At 60.2% G+C, this 17,329-nt stretch carries 18 protein-coding genes and 1 riboswitch; of the genes, 12 read left to right on the top strand and 6 right to left on the bottom strand.

Translation table 11 applies throughout. The features are described from left to right. Nucleotides 1-45 precede the first annotated feature (45 nt). The 4 genes from ASD60_RS05080 to purM all read right to left on the bottom strand — a co-directional run bounded on the left by ASD60_RS05080 (nucleotide 46) and on the right by purM (nucleotide 3,037). On the bottom strand, nucleotides 46-462 hold the full coding sequence (locus ASD60_RS05080) for an OsmC family protein (protein ID WP_056852950.1): 417 nt from the start codon (nucleotides 460-462) through the stop codon (nucleotides 46-48). A gap of 144 nt (nucleotides 463-606) precedes the next feature. Then, nucleotides 607-1,320 carry a DUF3108 domain-containing protein gene (locus ASD60_RS05075; RefSeq protein WP_056852949.1) on the bottom strand — a complete coding sequence of 238 codons (714 nt, stop codon included), beginning with the start codon at nucleotides 1,318-1,320 and terminating at the stop codon, nucleotides 607-609. Between the two features lie 8 nt (nucleotides 1,321-1,328). Continuing rightward, on the bottom strand, nucleotides 1,329-1,979 hold the full coding sequence (gene purN / locus ASD60_RS05070) for a phosphoribosylglycinamide formyltransferase (protein ID WP_056852948.1): 651 nt from the start codon (nucleotides 1,977-1,979) through the stop codon (nucleotides 1,329-1,331). After that, nucleotides 1,979-3,037: a phosphoribosylformylglycinamidine cyclo-ligase gene (gene purM / locus ASD60_RS05065; RefSeq protein ID WP_034146362.1), complete on the bottom strand. Its 1,059-nt coding sequence runs from the start codon at nucleotides 3,035-3,037 to the stop codon at nucleotides 1,979-1,981. Before purM ends, purN begins: the two co-directional genes overlap by 1 nt. A gap of 384 nt (nucleotides 3,038-3,421) precedes the next feature. Between purM and ASD60_RS05060 the strand changes: the two genes are divergently transcribed. The 6 genes from ASD60_RS05060 to ASD60_RS05035 all read left to right on the top strand — a co-directional run bounded on the left by ASD60_RS05060 (nucleotide 3,422) and on the right by ASD60_RS05035 (nucleotide 8,763). Next, complete coding sequence (locus ASD60_RS05060) at nucleotides 3,422-4,483, top strand: DUF2066 domain-containing protein (RefSeq protein ID WP_056852947.1); 1,062 nt, start codon at nucleotides 3,422-3,424, stop codon at nucleotides 4,481-4,483. 36 nt (nucleotides 4,484-4,519) lie between these two features. Further along, entirely contained in the window at nucleotides 4,520-5,593 is a 1,074-nt protein-coding gene (locus ASD60_RS05055; protein ID WP_056852946.1) for an AI-2E family transporter, read from the top strand. Between the two features lie 219 nt (nucleotides 5,594-5,812). Further along, nucleotides 5,813-6,517 carry a DnaA regulatory inactivator Hda gene (gene hda, locus ASD60_RS05050; protein WP_056852945.1) on the top strand — a complete coding sequence of 235 codons (705 nt, stop codon included), beginning with the start codon at nucleotides 5,813-5,815 and terminating at the stop codon, nucleotides 6,515-6,517. Between the two features lie 227 nt (nucleotides 6,518-6,744). After that, nucleotides 6,745-7,389, top strand: a complete 645-nt coding sequence (locus ASD60_RS05045; RefSeq protein WP_056852944.1) for a C40 family peptidase — start codon at nucleotides 6,745-6,747, stop codon at nucleotides 7,387-7,389. A 165-nt stretch (nucleotides 7,390-7,554) separates the two neighbouring features. After that, nucleotides 7,555-8,091 (top strand): C40 family peptidase, encoded by a 537-nt coding sequence (locus tag ASD60_RS05040; protein WP_056852943.1) that lies wholly within the window; start codon nucleotides 7,555-7,557, stop codon nucleotides 8,089-8,091. Nucleotides 8,092-8,109: 18 nt separating this feature from the next. After that, nucleotides 8,110-8,763 carry an O-methyltransferase gene (locus ASD60_RS05035; protein ID WP_056852942.1) on the top strand — a complete coding sequence of 218 codons (654 nt, stop codon included), beginning with the start codon at nucleotides 8,110-8,112 and terminating at the stop codon, nucleotides 8,761-8,763. 21 nt (nucleotides 8,764-8,784) lie between these two features. Here the strand turns inward: ASD60_RS05035 and ASD60_RS05030 are convergent, their stop codons facing one another. Both ASD60_RS05030 and ASD60_RS05025 read right to left on the bottom strand, forming a co-directional pair. After that, nucleotides 8,785-10,098, bottom strand: a complete 1,314-nt coding sequence (locus tag ASD60_RS05030) for a PQQ-dependent sugar dehydrogenase (protein ID WP_056852941.1) — start codon at nucleotides 10,096-10,098, stop codon at nucleotides 8,785-8,787. A gap of 68 nt (nucleotides 10,099-10,166) precedes the next feature. Continuing rightward, nucleotides 10,167-10,751 (bottom strand): hypothetical protein, encoded by a 585-nt coding sequence (locus ASD60_RS05025; RefSeq protein WP_056852940.1) that lies wholly within the window; start codon nucleotides 10,749-10,751, stop codon nucleotides 10,167-10,169. Between the two features lie 149 nt (nucleotides 10,752-10,900). After that, a riboswitch (cobalamin riboswitch) is annotated at nucleotides 10,901-11,130 on the top strand. 83 nt (nucleotides 11,131-11,213) lie between these two features. On the opposite strand from ASD60_RS05025, the gene cobO reads away from it, so the two are divergent. The 6 genes from cobO to ASD60_RS04995 are packed head-to-tail and all read left to right on the top strand — an operon-like array spanning nucleotide 11,214 to nucleotide 17,236. Continuing rightward, nucleotides 11,214-11,825 carry a cob(I)yrinic acid a,c-diamide adenosyltransferase gene (gene cobO, locus ASD60_RS05020; RefSeq protein WP_056852939.1) on the top strand — a complete coding sequence of 204 codons (612 nt, stop codon included), beginning with the start codon at nucleotides 11,214-11,216 and terminating at the stop codon, nucleotides 11,823-11,825. A 10-nt stretch (nucleotides 11,826-11,835) separates the two neighbouring features. Then, nucleotides 11,836-13,251, top strand: a complete 1,416-nt coding sequence (locus tag ASD60_RS05015; protein ID WP_056852938.1) for a cobyrinate a,c-diamide synthase — start codon at nucleotides 11,836-11,838, stop codon at nucleotides 13,249-13,251. Beyond that, nucleotides 13,248-13,898 carry a 5,6-dimethylbenzimidazole synthase gene (bluB, locus tag ASD60_RS05010; protein ID WP_056852937.1) on the top strand — a complete coding sequence of 217 codons (651 nt, stop codon included), beginning with the start codon at nucleotides 13,248-13,250 and terminating at the stop codon, nucleotides 13,896-13,898. The genes ASD60_RS05015 and bluB overlap by 4 nt, the downstream gene beginning before the upstream one ends. Continuing rightward, complete coding sequence (gene cbiB, locus ASD60_RS05005) at nucleotides 13,895-14,803, top strand: adenosylcobinamide-phosphate synthase CbiB (protein WP_056852936.1); 909 nt, start codon at nucleotides 13,895-13,897, stop codon at nucleotides 14,801-14,803. The genes bluB and cbiB overlap by 4 nt, the downstream gene beginning before the upstream one ends. Further along, complete coding sequence (cobD, locus tag ASD60_RS05000) at nucleotides 14,796-15,788, top strand: threonine-phosphate decarboxylase CobD (RefSeq protein ID WP_056852935.1); 993 nt, start codon at nucleotides 14,796-14,798, stop codon at nucleotides 15,786-15,788. Before cbiB ends, cobD begins: the two co-directional genes overlap by 8 nt. Continuing rightward, the gene (locus ASD60_RS04995; RefSeq protein WP_056852934.1) at nucleotides 15,785-17,236 is read left to right on the top strand and encodes a cobyric acid synthase; all 1,452 of its coding nucleotides are present in this window, start codon (nucleotides 15,785-15,787) and stop codon (nucleotides 17,234-17,236) included. Before cobD ends, ASD60_RS04995 begins: the two co-directional genes overlap by 4 nt. Nucleotides 17,237-17,329 lie beyond the last annotated feature (93 nt).

The raw sequence follows: 17,329 nt of genomic DNA, 5'->3' as shown, positions 1-17,329 counted from the left end.
GCGGGTAATGCCGTCGAGCATAACCCGCTTGCGCAGCCCTTGCCGCTATTGGCTGAATGCACCTTCCGAGAGGTGGGTTTCGATGCTGACTTCGGACGTGGTCATCAGCTTGTGGATCGGGCAGCGGTCAGCCACGCGATGCAGTTCGTCACGCTGTGCATCGGTCAGCACGCCCTTGAGCGTCAGCTTCACGTGTAGCGCGTATTTGCCTTTCTGTTCTTCGCTGTTATCGCGCTTGACCTCGACACCGACGCCAGTCAGCGGTATGTCCTTTTTCTTCGCGTACATCTTCAGGGTCAGGGCCTTGCATGCGCCCAATGCCGCGTCGAAGTAATCGTGTGGTTCCGGTGCGGAGCCTTCGCCGCCCGCGGAAACCGGGGCATCGGCAAACAATTGGTGGTCATCGATCTGTACGGTATGGCGAAGACCTTCAGCGGAAACGGTGTTGACGGTGACAGTCATGGAAAACCTCGCTAGCGACAGGAATAGTCATTCGATCAAAAAAGACCTTGAAGGTATAGAGCATGCCTGCGGTGACACGTTCCGGTTTTTTGTCCGGGCATGAAAAAGCCCCGCGATTGCGGGGCTCCTTCGTATCGTTGCGGATCAGCTGCCCTTGACAGCCTTGCCGTTGACGGTGCCGTCCAGGAGCATGATGTTGTACTCCTTGCCGTCGGTTTCGACCTGTTGCAGACGGACCAGCAGGTAGTCCCAATCCTTTGCGAACCACAGCACGGTGATGCGCTTGCTTTGGGTCGGGTCGCGCACGCGCTCGACCTTGATCGCCTCGATTTGGCCGGCCTTGGTGTCGACTTTTTCCGAGCCCAGCACGCGGAAGTCATAGGTATCGACTTCGCCATCATCGACAACCTGATAGCTCATGCTTTTTTTGCCGGCAGCCACGTCATGTTGCAGTGCCAGTTGATAGGTGGATTTGTCGAAGATGCCGCGGTTCAGCGGGATATTGACTGCGTCACCACGATCGGTGCCGGTGACCTTTTTGGCGGCCCAGTCGAAATCCAGGTCAGCCTTTTTGGCTTTGCCCAGGCCACCACGTTCGAAGTGGTAGGACTGGGGCAGCAAGGTGTCCTTGTCGACCGTCAGGGTGCTTTCTTCGGACAGGCTGGCGATCATCATTGACGCCTTGAAGCTGAGTTTCCAGACGCCGTTGGCTTCCTTGGTCAGGCTGCGTTCGGCGGTGCCGCTCATGGGCAACTGCTTCCAGTCGGCGGTGTAGCTGGCGGAGAAGGGTTGAAGGTCTGCGGCCTGCGCGAATGGCAGGGCGAGCAGAGCGCAAGCGAAGAGCAGGGCGCGACGCATAAAATCTCCTAGGTTCGAATCAAGTGGCCGCTGGCGGCGAGTAACTGTCCATCCAGTAAAGCACCTTGCTCACCGAGTGATAACCGGCCTTCGGCAAACCAGCGTACGGCCATCGGGTAGATCAGGTGTTCCTGAGCGTGGACTCGCTGCGCCAGACTTTGCGGCGAGTCGTGCAACTCTACCGGTATTACTGCCTGTACGACCAGTGGTCCGCCATCGAGTTCCTCGGTGACAAAGTGCACGGAGCAGCCGTGCTCGGTGTCACCGGCCTCCAGCGCGCGCTGATGAGTGTGTAACCCTTTGTATTTGGGTAGCAGCGAGGGATGGATATTGAGCAGGCGACCCTGGTAATGACGGACAAAGCCAGCGCTGAGGATGCGCATGAAGCCGGCCAGTACCACGAGTTTGGGATTGAAGGCGTCGATCAGTTCGATCAGCGCGGCGTCGAAGGCCTCGCGACCTTCGAAAGCCTTGTGATCCAGTGAGCGGGTGGCGATACCCGCATCACGGGCGCGTTGCAGGCCGTAGGCGTCGGCTCGGTTGGAAATCACCGCAGCGATGCGGACCGGGCTGTCGCCGGTCCGCGTGCTGTCGATCAAAGCCTGCAAGTTACTGCCGGTGCCGGAGAGCAGCACCACGACATCACAGGTGGCGGACATCAGTGCGCCTTAAGGTTCTTCAGTTCAACCTGAGCCGCGCCTTCGGCAGCGGTGGAGATCTGACCGATGACCCAAGGCTGCTCACCGGCTTCACGCAGAACGTTCAGGGCGGTTTCCACGTGCTCTTGAGCCACGCAGATGACCATGCCCACGCCGCAGTTCAGCACGCGGTGCATTTCGTTCTCGTCGACGTTGCCTTTCTCTTGCAGCCAGTCGAACACCGCCGGGCGGGTCCAGCTCGCTACGTCAACGACTGCTTGGGCGCCTTTTGGCAGCACACGCGGGATGTTGTCCAGCAGGCCGCCACCGGTGATGTGGGCCATGGCTTTGACAGCGCCGGTTTCCTTGATCAGCTTGAGCAGCGGCTTCACGTAGATGCGGGTCGGGGCCATCAACAGATCGGTCAGCGGTTTGCCGTCGAGCTGGGTGTTTTCGATGTCGGCACCGGAGACTTCGATGATCTTGCGGATCAGTGAGTAACCGTTGGAGTGCGGGCCAGAGGACGGCAGGGCGAGCAGGGCATCGCCGGCAGCGACCTTGGAACCGTCGATGATTTCGGACTTTTCCACGACGCCGACGCAGAAACCGGCCAGGTCGTAGTCTTCGCCTTCGTACATGCCTGGCATTTCAGCGGTTTCGCCGCCGACCAGCGAGCAACCCGACAGTTCGCAGCCAGCGCCGATGCCGGTCACGACCTGAGCGGCGGTGTCGACGTTCAGTTTGCCGGTGGCGTAGTAGTCGAGGAAGAACAGCGGCTCGGCGCCGCAAACCACCAGGTCGTTGACGCACATGGCAACGAGGTCGATGCCGATGCTGTCGTGTTTGTTCAGGTTCAATGCCAGGCGCAGCTTGGTGCCGACGCCGTCAGTACCGGAAACCAGCACAGGCTGCTTGTAGCCGGCCGGGATTTCGCAGAGGGCGCCGAAACCGCCCAGGCCGCCCATGACTTCCGGGCGCGCAGTGCGCTTGGCGACGCTCTTGATGCGTTCGACCAATGCTTCACCGGCGTCGATGTCTACACCGGCGTCCTTGTAGCTCAGGGAGGGTTGCTTGCTCATGATCCAGGCCTTTAGGGGGGATTCAGGGGTAACGACCGAGTCCAGCGGGGCCGCCGAAATCGACGAAGGCGATTGCCTCACGCGAATTTCGAAAGTGCCCGGCTGTTGCCGGTCTGCGAAGGCGCGCGATTTTATCAGGCTTGAAGGGCAGCGGCCATCCTCAGGCCGACGGCAGGGGGCATATCCGCCTAAAAAAACCTTAATTATTCCGGGTTGATGGCATCCTGCTGACCTGTGCAAGGTATCGTCATTAACCGTCTATCGTTATGACAGTGCGAAAACTTACCCAGAGCGTGTGAATGTTTTGCGCCGGGCGATGGTCACAGCCTTGCTCGATGTCTTCATGCGGTCTGTTCCAGCCGCTCTTGTCGTCAGGAATCTTCCATGCGTTTTTGTAAATTCTTGTTTGTAGGCTGTTTGTCATTGTTCAGTCTGGTCAGTCATGCCGAAACCGTCAAAGGCCTTTATCAAGTGCGCGAGCCGGTCAGTGGCCAGGCGCCGGAGGAGCGTGATCAGGCGACCCAACGCGCGCTGGATACGCTGGTGTTGCGCCTGACCGGCGATCCCAAGGCAGTGCAAAGTCCGGGTCTGGCGGCGATTCGCAAGGATCCGCAGCAAATCATCAGTCAGTTCGGCTTCGACGCCGGGCCACCGGAAGTGCTGAAAGTCGATTTCGATCCGGCATCTACCGAGCAGGCGCTGCGGCGCGCCGGGCTGGCAATGTGGGGCGCCAATCGACCCTCGATACTCAGTTGGTGGTTGAACGATTCCGCAGAGGGCTCGAGCCTGGTAGGCGACGGGCAGGCCAGCGCCGCACCTTTACGCAGGGCGGCGCAACATCGCGGTTTGCCGCTGCGGTTACCGCTTGCCGATCTGAACGAGCAGATCGTCGCCACGGCGCCGAATCTGGAAAGCGCTGATCCGGCACCGCTACGTGGGGCGTCGGAACGTTACAATGCCGATGCGTTGCTCGCGGTGCATGCCCGGGAAGAGGGGGGGCAGTGGCAAGCCAAGTGGCGTTTGTGGCTGGGCGATCAAAAGGAGGCGGGCAATGTTCAGGGGGCTGATCAGGCGGCCTTGGCGGATGCGGTGATGTTGGCGGTCAATGAGCGCCTGGCGCCGCGGTTTGTTGCCAAGCCGGGAGCGTCGTCGCAGCAGTTGCTGGAAGTGCAAGGCATGAACCTTGAGCGCTATGCAGTGCTTGGGCGTTTGCTGGAGCCTTTTGCCGGGCGCCCGCAAAGTGTCGACGGTGACCGGATCCTGTATCGGGTCAACGGCAGTACCGATCAATTGCGTGCGCAATTGTCCCTGGCGAAGTTACAGGAGGTGACGGATGCACCGGTAGCTGCCGTTCCCGTGACGCCGGCTCAGCCTGCGGCGGGCGGTTCCGCTCCTGCCGTAGCGCCAGCCCCGGCCCCGACCCCGCAATTACGTTATCGCTGGTAGATTTTCTTTCTTTATATAGAAGCAATGGAGTGGTTCATGGCCGATACGCGGCGTTGGTTCTGGTTGGGTGCAGTAGTCCTGCTCTGCGCGTTTATCTGGCTGTTGCACCCTATTCTCACGCCGTTTCTGGTGGCGTTGTTGTTGGCGTATCTGTTCGATCCAGTGGTGGATCGGCTGGAAAGGGCCGGACTGTCGCGGACCTGGGGCGTGATCACGGTATTCGCGTTGTTCACCCTGATTGTCACCGCGCTGATGCTGGTGTTGGTGCCTATGCTCGCCAAGCAGCTCTTGCGCTTATATGAGTTGGCGCCACAGATGCTCGATTGGTTGCAGCACACTGCGTTGCCATGGGCGCAGTCAAAGTTTGGCTTGTCGGAGGGTTTCTGGAAGTTTGACAAGCTCAAGGCGGCCATCAGTGAGCACATGGGGCAGACCACCGATATTGTCGGGGTGGTGTTGAGTCAGGCGACGGCCTCGGGGCTGGCCCTGATTGGCTGGCTGGCGAACCTGGTATTGATCCCGGTGGTGAGTTTCTACTTGCTGCGCGATTGGGATCTGATGATGGCCAAGATCCGCAGCCTGCTGCCGCGTGATCGCGAAGAGCGCGCAGTGTCCCTGGCCGGCGAATGCCATGAAGTGCTGGGCGCGTTCGTGCGTGGGCAGCTGCTGGTGATGGTGGCGCTGGGCGCAATCTACGCCGCGGGCCTGATGCTGGTTGGTCTGGAGTTGGGGTTGCTGATCGGTTTGATTGCCGGACTGGCCGCGATTGTGCCGTACATGGGGTTTGTGATCGGGATTGGCGCGGCGCTGATCGCCGGGCTGTTCCAGTTCGGTGGCGATCTGTATCCCATGATCGGCATCGTCGCGGTGTTCATGGTCGGTCAGGCGCTGGAAGGCATGGTCCTGACGCCGTTGCTGGTGGGGGATCGAATCGGCTTGCACCCGGTAGCAGTGATCTTCGCGATTCTGGCCGGTGGTGAGTTGTTCGGGTTTACCGGCGTTCTGCTGGCGCTGCCGGTGGCAGCGGTGATCATGGTGCTGGTGCGCCATGTACATGATTTATATAAAGATTCAGAAATTTACAGTGGCGTTGACGAGCCTGAGCTATAAAGGAAGGCGCGGGCAGCCCGGGTCGCTCCCGGGTTGCCCTGCACCTTCCATTGGATTGTTGCCCGCAGCGCCAAAGAAACTGTCATAAAACCAGAGCGCTAACGCAAACCTTTGATTTTGCTTGTGGTCTGTCGCATTGTGCGGTCGGCTTCACGGGTATAAACTTCGCAAACTTTACACAGAGGCCACTAACGGTTCCTTTGGAACTGTTCAGTCAGCATGAAACCGATTCAGCTGCCCCTAGGTGTGCGTCTGCGTGACGACGCCACCTTTATCAACTACTACCCAGGCGCCAATGCCGCTGCACTCGGCTATGTCGAGCGGCTGTGCGAAGCCGATGCTGGCTGGACCGAGAGCCTGATCTATCTCTGGGGCAAGCATGGGGTGGGGCGCACGCATCTGTTGCAGGCCGCATGCCTGCGATTCGAGCAGATGGGTGAACCGGCGGTTTATCTGCCGCTGGCCGAGTTGATGGACCGCGGCATCGAAATTCTCGACAACCTTGAACAGTATGAGCTGGTCTGCCTGGATGACTTGCATGCAGTAGCCGGCAAGGCGGATTGGGAAGAAGCACTGTTCCATCTGTTCAATCGCCTGCGTGACAGCGGTCGACGCTTGCTGATTGCGGCATCGACGTCCCCCCGCGAGTTGCCGGTGAAGCTGGCGGACCTCAAATCCCGCCTGACCCTGGCGCTGATCTTTCAAATGCGCCCGCTCTCCGACGAAGACAAATTGCGAGCCCTGCAACTGCGAGCATCCCGTCGCGGCCTGCACCTGACCGACGAGGTCGGGCATTTTATTCTGACCCGAGGTACCCGCAGCATGAGTGCACTTTTCGACCTGCTTGAGCAGCTCGATCAGGCCTCGCTTCAAGCCCAGCGCAAGCTGACAATTCCCTTCCTTAAAGAGACGCTGGGTTGGTAGTTGAACCCGCTAAATTAAAGGCTTAAAGCGCTTTCTGGCATATTTCAGGCGCCAGAAAATCCGCTTTCCCGCATGGCTGCAGGCTGCGTCAACATTCAAAATAGGCTTAAGCGCTTAGATGTTAACGAGAAACCGATAAGTCACAAAAAGTTCGATTGAATTTGCAAATGAGGTTGATAGCGGGCATAGTCTCGGCTTCTTTACAACTATCAGCCACGGTCGTGCCCATGCTAAATCGCTTTGCACCCCTCGTGCCCCTCGCACTCGTTACCCTGTTGTTCGGTTGCGCTGCCCATACTCCGGTGTCCCAGCAGCAACAACAGCAGGTTCAAAACTCTGTTACTGCCCAAGCTTCCGCTCGTTATCAGGAAGCTCTTTATCAAGAAGAAGTCGCCACCGAAAAAGAACTGGCCAACTTCGCCGATGGCAAGTCCTACCAGCTGCCGGTTCTGGCAGACAGCATTCTCGAACGCGGCATGTCGCTGATCGGTACCCGTTACCGTTTTGGTGGTACCTCTGAAGCCGGTTTCGATTGCAGCGGTTTCATCGGTTACCTGTTCCGTGAAGAGGCCGGCATGAACTTGCCGCGCTCGACTCGTGAAATGATCAACGTTGACGCGCCACTGGTTTCGCGCAGCAAGCTCGAACCGGGCGATCTGCTGTTCTTCGCAACCAATGGCCGCCGTGGTCGTGTCAGCCATGCCGGGATCTATCTGGGGGACAACCAGTTCATCCACTCCAGCAGCCGCCGCAGCGGTGGTGTGCGGATCGATAGCCTGGGCGACAGCTACTGGAGCAAGACCTTCATCGAAGCCAAGCGTGCACTTGCCATGGCCCCCGGTGCCGCTCCGATCGTCACCGCACGCAAGTAAACGGACTTTTTGTAAGGCGAACTTAAAGTCTTACTTGAAGTTTGCCTGATAAGCGCTAGAATTCTGATCAATCAATGATGGCAAACCGCCTGCGTACTGCGCAGGCGGTTTTCTTTTCTGCGTCCCGGCAGAAAAAAGCCGCAGCCAGATCAGGATGCTTTGCTTATGACGATGTCGGCCCGCCTCGCAATCATCTTTATCGCGGCACTGCTCAGCGCTTGCGCCAGCCGCACACCGCCACCAGCGCCGGTGGTTCGTGCTCCAATCGTATTCGGTCCCTCCCAGGCTTTTTCGCCAGAAGCGCAAGACGTGCTGTTTCGCGCGTTGGGCCTGGTAGGCACGCCCTATCGCTGGGGCGGCAACACGCCGGATTCGGGCTTTGATTGCAGTGGCTTGATCGGCTATGTGTACCGTGATGTCACCGGAATTTCCTTGCCGCGCACCACGCGCGAGATGATCTCCATGCAGGCGGCCAATGTCGGCAAGGAAGGTTTGCAGACCGGTGACCTGATCTTCTTTGCCACCAATGGCGGTTCCCAGGTCAGCCATGCCGGGATTTACGTGGGCGAAGGCCGTTTCGTCCATGCGCCCGCCACGGGTGGCACGGTCAAGCTCGATAGCCTGTCCAAAGCGTATTGGCAGAAAGCCTACCTGAGTGCCAAGCGCGTTCTGCAGCCAGAACATCTGGCGCGCAATCCCTGATGGCTTGAGGTTGTCGATATGACTGCTCGCACGCTTAATCTCGACGATGCGCTGTATCAATATCTGCTCGATGTGTCCCTGCGCGAGATGCCGCTGCTCAAGCGTTTGCGTGACGAAACCCAGGCATTGCCGATGGCGCGCTGGCAGGTAGCGCCCGAGCAGGGACAGTTCCTCGCGTTACTGGTGAAACTCACTGGAGCACGACGAGTGCTGGAAATCGGCACCTTCACCGGATACAGCGCCCTGTGCATGGCTGCAGCCTTGCCTGAAGACGGGGCACTGATCTGTTGTGACATTCCTGGGGATTACAACGCCATCGCGCGTCGCTATTGGCAGGAAGCCGGGCTGGCCAAGCGCATCGATCTGCGTCTGGCGCCTGCGCTGGAGACGCTCGGCAAACTCGATCAGCCTGGCGAATTCGATTTGATTTTCATCGATGCCGACAAGGCGAACTACCCAGCCTATCTGGAGCACGCATTGCGCTTGCTGCGTACTGGCGGGCTGGCGGTATTCGACAATACCCTGTGGAGCGGCCGGGTACTTGAGGACAACCCCGAAAGCGCAGACACCCGCGCCATTCAAACGCTCAATCGAGCGTTGAAGGATGACGCGAGGGTTGATCTGTCATTGTTGCCGCTGGGGGATGGGCTCACGCTCTGCCGTAAACGCTAGAGATCACAGGCTTGGGGACGTTTACTGGGTCGCAGACACCCGCCAAACCTTGTTCCCCACATCATCGGCCACCAGCAGGCCTCCTTGCTGATCGATCACCACACCCACTGGCCGGCCCATGGCTTTCTCATCTTCGTTGAGGAAACCGGTGAGCACATCAATCGGTTGTCCCGTTGGCTTGCCAGCGTTGAATGGCACAAAAATCACTTTGTAACCGCTGTGCGGCTTGCGGTTCCAGGAGCCGTGCTGACCGATAAAGGCACCTTCCTTGAATTGCGCCGGCAACGTGTTGCCTTCGGCGAACGTCAGGCCGAGCGAGGCGGTGTGCGGGCCGACGGCGTAATCCGGCGCAATGGCCTTGGCGACCAGATCGGGGTTTTGCGGTTCGACGCGTACGTCTACGTGCTGGCCGTAATAGCTGAACGGCCAGCCATAAAAGCCGCCGTCCTTCACGGAAGTGATGTAATCGGGCACCAGATCGCTACCGATTTCATCTCGCTCGTTGACTGCCGTCCACAGCGCCCCGCTTTGCGGCTCCCAAGCCATGCCATTGGGATTGCGCAGGCCAGAAGCAAAGATCCGGTGATTGCCGGTGGCGCGGTCCACTTCCCAGATGGCCGCGCGTCCTTGCTCCTGATCCATGCCGTTTTCGCCGACATTACTGTTGGAACCGACCGTCACGTACAACTTGCTGCCGTCCCGGCTGGCAATGACATTTTTGGTCCAGTGGTGATTCAGCGTGCCGCCGGGCAGGTCGACCACTTTGATCGGCTGCGACTTGATCGTCGTGTCGCCGTTTTCATAATGGAAGCGCAGCAGGCGATCAGTGTCGGCCACGTAAAGGTCGTTACCCACCAGCGTCATGCCGAAGGGCGAATTGAGGTTTTCCAGGAAGACCGTGCGGGTTTCGGCGACGCCATCGTGGTCCTTGTCTCTGAGCAGTGTGATGCGATTCGCACTTGGTACACCCGCCCCGGCGCGGGCCATGACTTTCTTGGTGATCCAGCCCTTCACGCCTTTGTTGTCATCGGGCTTGGGCGGGGCATTGGTTTCAGCGACCAGTACGTCACCATTGGGCAATACATACAGCCAGCGTGGATGGTCGAGATTATCGGCGAATGCGGCGACTTGAGTGCCGCTGGCCGCTACGGGTTTTACGCCCTCCGGCCAGCCAATGGCCGGGGCGATGTTCATCGTCGGGAACAGTGTTTTGTTGGGTTCGGGCAACTTGGGTGACGGGCCGGTGCCGTCGGAGACTTGCAGTCTGGAGGTTTCACCACAAGCGACGAGCCCTCCGGCGAGCGCGATAACGAGAACGTATTGAGGTTTGCGCATTGCTGATCTTCCCTATGCATGCCTTGATTTAATCATAGAGAAGCCGGGATGCCGGATGGTTCAACGCTTCAGCCGCGAGCCTCCTTGAACAGCACCGCGATGCCGGGATGATACTGGCCCGCTTCGTTGTGCAACTTGCGATAGGCGTATGGGAAATACCAGGCCACCGCGCAGGTGTGTTCCTTTTGCAGGTCGTCGACCATGTCCTGGAGCTCTTCGGGTGTGGCGCCATGCTGGGTTTTATGCGGCGCCACGAACAGGCAGCCAAGCTTCAGGTCGCTGGCGTAGCTGATGCGTTTGGCCTCGCTGGTGATGTCTTGCAGCGCCTGGGCGAGGTTCAGATTGTTGACCCGTGGCCAGCGCTGAGTGGCCTGGAGCCAGGCGCGGGTTTCGGTGGTGGCGATGAACAGGTCGGCCCGGCCGTTGCGCTCGCCTTCTTCTATCTGTTTGCGGGTGGGCGATTGCTGGAGGGTAATCATCTCGGCCATCCAGGCCGCGGAGGAGAGCAGGCCTAGGTTGGCTTTTTCGTCCAGCCAATAGGGCGTTTCATTGTCGCCGCGTACAGCGTTGTAGCGATCGATGCAGTCAAACCAGCGCTCCAGCACCGGTCGCAGGAATTCCAGCTTCGGATTGCTGATGATCAAGCCTTGCATGGTGCTCACCCTTATTATTGTGTGGTGTTATGGCTCTTTGATATCACTGCTGAGAGTGTGGCACAAGATCGCCATCAGATTATTGATCGCTGGTAGTTATTCACTTGTGCGCCCTGTCTTCAATTGACGCTCCACCCCCAACCCTCTAACCTTCGCGGCTTGTTTCAGGTGCTCTGTGGCTCGGGTCGACAGAGTGAAACAGGGAAGTCGGTGAGCGAGCGCATCAAGGGTGATGAGCCGCAATCCCGACGCTGCCCCCGCAACGGTAAATGAGTGAAAGACTGCGCCTTTAGCCACTGTGTCGACTGACATGGGAAGGCGCGCAGTCAGGCGCAAGCCGCTCATGAGTCCGGAGACCGGCCTGATTCATCCAAGCGGCATCACGGTGGGCGATGCCAGGCTTCTTGCCGTCTATTCTTGTGCCTGCCCGCCGTTATTCATGCCTCAACGGAGAGCTCCCCCATGACTGATACCCCTGATCGTGACGAACGTCATCTGGCGCGCATGCTGCGCAAAAAAGCTGTGATCGACGAACGTATCGCCAATTCCCCGAATGAATGCGGGCTGTTGCTGGTGCTGACCGGTAACGGCAAAGGCAAGAGCAGCTCGGCGTTCGGCATGCTTGCGCGATCCATGGGCCATGGCATGCAGTGTGGCGTGGTGCAGTTCATCAAAGGGCGTAACAGCACCGGCGAAGAATTGTTCTTCCGACGTTTTCCCGAGCAGGTGCGATTTCATGTGATGGGCGAGGGCTTCACCTGGGAAACCCAGGATCGCCAGCGTGATATCGCCGCGGCCGAAGCGGCCTGGGCTGTTTCGCAGGAACTGCTGCGTGATCCGTCCATCGGCCTGGTGGTGCTGGACGAACTGAACATCGCCCTCAAGCACGGGTATCTCGATCTGGACCAGGTGCTCAGTGATTTGCAGGCGCGCCCGGCGATGCAGCACGTGGTGGTGACCGGTCGCGGCGCCAAGCCTGAGATGATCGAGCTGGCCGACACCGTCACCGAAATGGGCATGATCAAACACGCCTTCCAGGCCGGCATCAAAGCGCAAAAAGGCGTTGAGCTGTGAGCCGCCCTGTATGAATAGCGCTCGTCAATGCCCGGCGGTACTGATTGCCGCGCCGGCCTCCGGTCAGGGCAAGACCACGGTCACCGCGGCGCTGGCCCGTTTGCATCGCAATCAGGGGCGTAAGGTGCGGGTGTTCAAATGCGGCCCGGACTTTCTCGACCCGATGATTCTCGAGCGCGCCAGCGGTGCGCCGGTTTATCAACTGGACATGTGGATGGTCGGCGAGCAGGAAAGTCGTCGGCTGTTGTGGGAAGCCGCGGCTGACGCCGATCTGATCCTGATCGAAGGCGTGATGGGGTTGTTCGACGGCACGCCGTCGAGTGCCGATCTGGCACGGCACTTCGGTGTGCCGGTGCTCGCTGTGATCGACGGCACCGCCATGGCCCAGACCTTTGGTGCGCTGGCCCTCGGGCTGGCGCGCTATCAGGCGGACTTGCCGTTTGCCGGGGTTCTGGCCAATCGTGTCGGCACCCTGCGTCACGCGCAATTGCTCGAAGGCAGCCTGACCGAAGGCTTGCGCTGGTACGGCGCCTTGTCCCGGGAAACCGGGATCGAATTGCCGAGTCGGCACCTGGGGCTGGTACAGGCCAGCGAGTTGAATGATCTCGATGTGCGTCTGGATGCTGCCGCCGATGCCCTGGCCAGCAGTTGCGAAGTGGCGTTGCCGCCGGCCGTGGAATTCGCGGCGCCCGACCTGATCGCGGCCGAACCGTTGTTGGCCGGTGTGCGGATTGCCGTGGCCCGGGACGAAGCCTTTGCCTTTACCTATGGTGCCAGCCTCGATCTGTTGCGGGCGATGGGTGCCGAGTTGCGGTTTTTCTCGCCGATTCGCGATGCCGATTTGCCGCAGGCCGACAGCCTGTATCTGCCCGGTGGTTATCCGGAATTGCACCATGTGGCATTGGCGCAAAATACTTCGATGCTGAACGCCATCCGCGCGCACCATGCCGCGGGCAAGCCCCTGCTGGCCGAATGTGGCGGCATGCTTTATCTGCTCGATTCGTTGACCGACGTCGAAGGCACGCGCGCCGAGCTGGTCGGTTTGCTCAGCGGTGACGCGGTGATGCAAAAGCGCCTCGCCGCGCTGGCCTTGCAAGCGGTCGAGTTGCCGGAGGGTTCGCTGCGTGGACATACGTATCACCACTCGCTGACGACCACCGATTTGACGCCGATTGCCCGTGGCCTGAGCCCTAACGGCGGGCGCGGGGCGGAGGCGGTTTTCCGCGAGGGGCGGATGACAGCGTCGTATGTGCATTTTTATTTTCCGTCCAACCCATCGGCAGTCGCCGCATTGTTTGCGCCTGACCTTGAAACCGCTATCGCTGCGATGCGGCGACCCGACAAATCAGCCCCCACAGTGAGCGGTGTGATACCTGGAAAAATGCAATTCCCTGTGGGAGCTGGCTTGCCAGCGAAGAGGCCATGACCGACAACGCCTTTTCCGACGTCGAACGCGAAGCGGTTTATCGCGCCATCGCCGAACGCCGCGACATGCGCCACTTCAGCGGCGGTACTGTCGAACCCGAATTGCTTCGGCGTCTGCTCGAAGCCGCGCATCAGGCGCCCAGTGTCGGCCTGATGCAGCCCTGGCGTTTCATCCGCATCAGCGATCGAGATTTGCGCGGCAAGATCCAGCGACTGGTGGAAGACGAACGTGTGCGTACCGCCGAGGCTCTCGGTGAGCGCACCGACGAGTTCATGCAGCTCAAGGTCGAAGGCATCAACGAGTGTGCCGAAGTGCTGGTGGCCGCACTGATGGATGGCCGCGAGCGGCACATCTTCGGTCGCCGCACCTTGCCGGAAATGGACCTGGCGTCGTTGTCCTGCGCGATCCAGAACCTGTGGCTGGCGTCCCGTGCCGAAGGATTGGGCATGGGCTGGGTTTCATTGTTCGAACCGCAGGCGCTCGCCGACCTGCTGGGCTTGCCCGCCGGTGCCAAGCCGTTGGCGATCCTGTGCCTGGGGCCGGTCAGGGCGTTCTATCCGGCGCCGATGCTGGTGCTCGAAGGCTGGGCGCAGGAACGTCCGCTAAGCGAAATGTTGTACGAAAATTATTGGGGAGTGAGTCAATGAGTGTGGCGTTATTGAGTGTCGCCGCAGTGGCGCTGGATGCGCTGCTGGGCGAACCCAAACGCTGGCATCCGCTGGTGGCGTTCGGCCGTTTTGCCGAGCGCATCGAGCAACGTTTCAATGGCGGTGGCCGTGGCTGGCGCAGCCATGGCGTGACGGCGTGGGTGATCGCCGTGTTGCCGCTGACATTGTTGGCCACGGCCTTTTCCTGGGCGCCTTATGTCGGCTGGATCGTCGAGATTCTCGCGCTGTATTGCGCCCTCGGCATGCGCAGCCTCGGTGAGCACGTCGAACCTGTAGCAAAAGCCCTGCGCAGCGATGATCTTGAAGAAGCACGCAAACGCGTGAGTTATCTGGTGAGCCGCAAAACCAGTGAGCTGGACAAAACCGAAGTCGCCCGTGCCGCCACCGAATCGGTACTGGAGAACGGCAGCGACGCGGTGTTCGCCGCCTTGTTCTGGTTCGCCGTGGCCGGTGCGCCGGGCGTAGTGCTCTACCGTTTGAGCAATACGCTGGATGCGATGTGGGGTTATCGCAACGAACGCTTCGAGCGTTTCGGATGGGCCGCGGCAAAGATCGATGACATCCTCAATTACATTCCTGCGCGTCTGGTGGCGATGACCTACGCGCTGCTCGGCAAAACCCGACTGGCCTGGAAATGCTGGCGTACCCAGGGACCAACCTGGGACAGCCCGAATGCGGGTCCGGTGATGGCGGCGGGGGCCGGCGCGCTGGGCGTCGAATTGGGCGGGCCGGCGATTTATCACGGCGAACTGCATGAGCGTCCGCAACTGGGCGAAGGTGCGCCGGCGGACGCGGACTCCATCGACCGTGGCTGGCAATTGGTCCAGCGCGGCGTATGGTTATGGCTGCTGATTCTCTGCGTGGGGGCTGAATTTTATGCTTGAACACGGTGGACGGTTGCGCAAGGCGGCGCTCGAATACGGCATCGAGGAAGCCGATTGGCTCGATTTGTCCAGCGGTCTCGCGCCCTGGCCGTTTCCAGTCCCCGATATCCCGCTGCGCGCCTGGGCGCGGTTGCCAGAGGCCGACGATGGCCTGGAGCAGGCCGCCTGCGATTACTACGGCACCTTGCAGGCATTGCCAGTGGCCGGTTCGCAAATGGCTATCCAGCTGCTGCCGCGTTTGCGGCGGGTCGGCAAGGTTGGCGTACTGTCGCCGTGTTACGCCGAACATGCCGAAGCCTGGCGTCGCAACGGCTACATCGTGCGAGAAGTGCTGGAACAGGAAGTCGATTTCTTCCTCGACAGCCTCGACGTGCTGGTGGTGGTCAACCCGAACAATCCTACCGGGCTGAGCCTGACGCCCGCCCGATTGCTGGACTGGCACACGCGCCTAGCGCAACGCGGAGGCTGGTTGGTGGTGGACGAAGCGTTCATCGACAACACGCCGCACTTGAGCCTGGCACCGTTTGCCCATCAGGTCGGCCTGATCGTACTGCGCTCGTTCGGCAAGTTTTTTGGCCTGGCCGGCGTGCGTCTCGGGTTTGTGCTGGCCGAGCGCAAGTTGCTCAAGTTACTCGCTGAACAGGTAGGGCCGTGGGCCGTCAGCGGTCCGACCCGTGTGTTGGGCCAATCGTGCCTGCGTGATACCGAAGGACAAACGCAGCAACGGATACGGGCCGAAGAGGCCAGCGAGCGGTTGGCGTCGTTGCTCGAGCGTCACGGTTTCAAACCGCAGGGTGGTTGCGCGCTGTTTCAGTGGCTGATCACCGATCGCGCCGAAGAGCTCCACGAGTTCATGGCCCGTCGCGGCATTCTGCTGCGCTTGTTCACCCACAACAGCAGCCTGCGTTTTGGCTTGCCGGGAGATGAAGCCGATTGGGCGCGTCTCGACGCCGCATTCACTGCTTTATCCAAGGAACACCCATGACCACGCTGATGGTGCAGGGCACCACCTCCGATGCCGGCAAAAGCACCCTGGTGACGGCGCTGTGCCGCTGGGTCAAACGTCAGGGGGTGAGTGTGGTGCCGTTCAAGCCGCAGAACATGGCCCTCAACAGCGCAGTGACGGCCGACGGTGGCGAGATCGGCCGCGCGCAAGCCGTGCAGGCTCAGGCGGCGTTCCTCGAACCTCACACCGACATGAACCCGGTACTGCTCAAGCCCAACAGCGATACCGGCGCGCAGGTGATCATCCATGGCCGCGCAGTCACGACGATGAATGCCGTGGCCTATCACGACTACAAAGCTATCGCGATGCAAGCGGTGCTGGCCTCGCACGCACGATTGAGCGCGGCGTATCCAGTGGTGATGGTCGAAGGCGCGGGCTCGCCGGCCGAAATCAACCTGCGTGCCGGCGACATCGCCAACATGGGGTTCGCCGAAGCAGTGGATTGCCCGGTGCTGCTGATCGCCGATATCAATCGCGGCGGGGTTTTCGCGCATCTGGTGGGCACGCTGGAGCTGTTGTCGGCGAGCGAACAGGCACGGGTCAAAGGCTTCATCATCAATCGTTTTCGCGGTGACATTGCCCTGCTACAACCCGGTCTCGACTGGCTGGAACAGCGCACCGGCAAACCAGTGATCGGTGTGCTGCCTTATGTGATGGACCTGCACCTCGAAGCCGAAGACGGCATCGATCAGCGCCAGACCGACAAGGCCGAGCAAGTCCTGAGAGTGGTAGTGCCAGTGTTGCCGCGTATCAGTAACCACACCGATTTCGATCCACTGCGCCTGCATCCGCAAGTCGACCTGCAATTCATCGGCCCCGGTCAGGCGATTGCGCCGGCCGACCTGATCATTCTGCCCGGCTCGAAAAGTGTGCGCAGTGACCTCGCCTATCTGCGTGCTAACGGCTGGGAAACGGCGATCTCTCGGCACTTACGCTATGGCGGAAAAGTGTTGGGAATTTGCGGTGGCCTGCAGATGCTTGGCGAGCAAGTGCATGACCCGTTGGGCCTGGAGGGTGCACCCGGTTCCAGCGCCGGTCTGGGCTTGCTGGCATTTGAAACGCAATTGGAACAGGACAAACAACTGCGCAATGTGCGTGGGCGCCTGGCGTTGGAGAATGCTGAAGTCGTCGGCTATGAAATTCATGCGGGCGTGACCACCGGGCCGGCGCTGGAAAATGCGGCGGTGCAACTCGACGACGGTCGTTGCGACGGTGCCCGGAGCGTCGACGGGCAAATTCTCGGTACTTATCTGCATGGCCTGTTCGAATCACCGGCCGCTTGCAGTGCGCTGCTGCGCTGGGCGGGTTTGCAGAACGTGCAGGACGTCGATTACCACGGTTTGCGCGAGCGCGATATCGAGCGGCTGGCGGATTTGGTGGAGAAGCATTTGGATACCGCGCTGCTGCGCGATCTCTGTGGGATCTGAGGTGATTGTGCTGGCCTCATCGCGGGCAAGCCTTGCTCCGACAATTTCGCGGCGAGCCGCAATTGTGTGGTTGACACAAAACTGTAGGAGCAA

It is taken from the genome of Pseudomonas sp. Root562, from assembly GCF_001427125.1.
Taxonomy (GTDB): domain Bacteria; phylum Pseudomonadota; class Gammaproteobacteria; order Pseudomonadales; family Pseudomonadaceae; genus Aquipseudomonas.
This window is presented reverse-complemented; position numbering and strand designations above follow the sequence as displayed.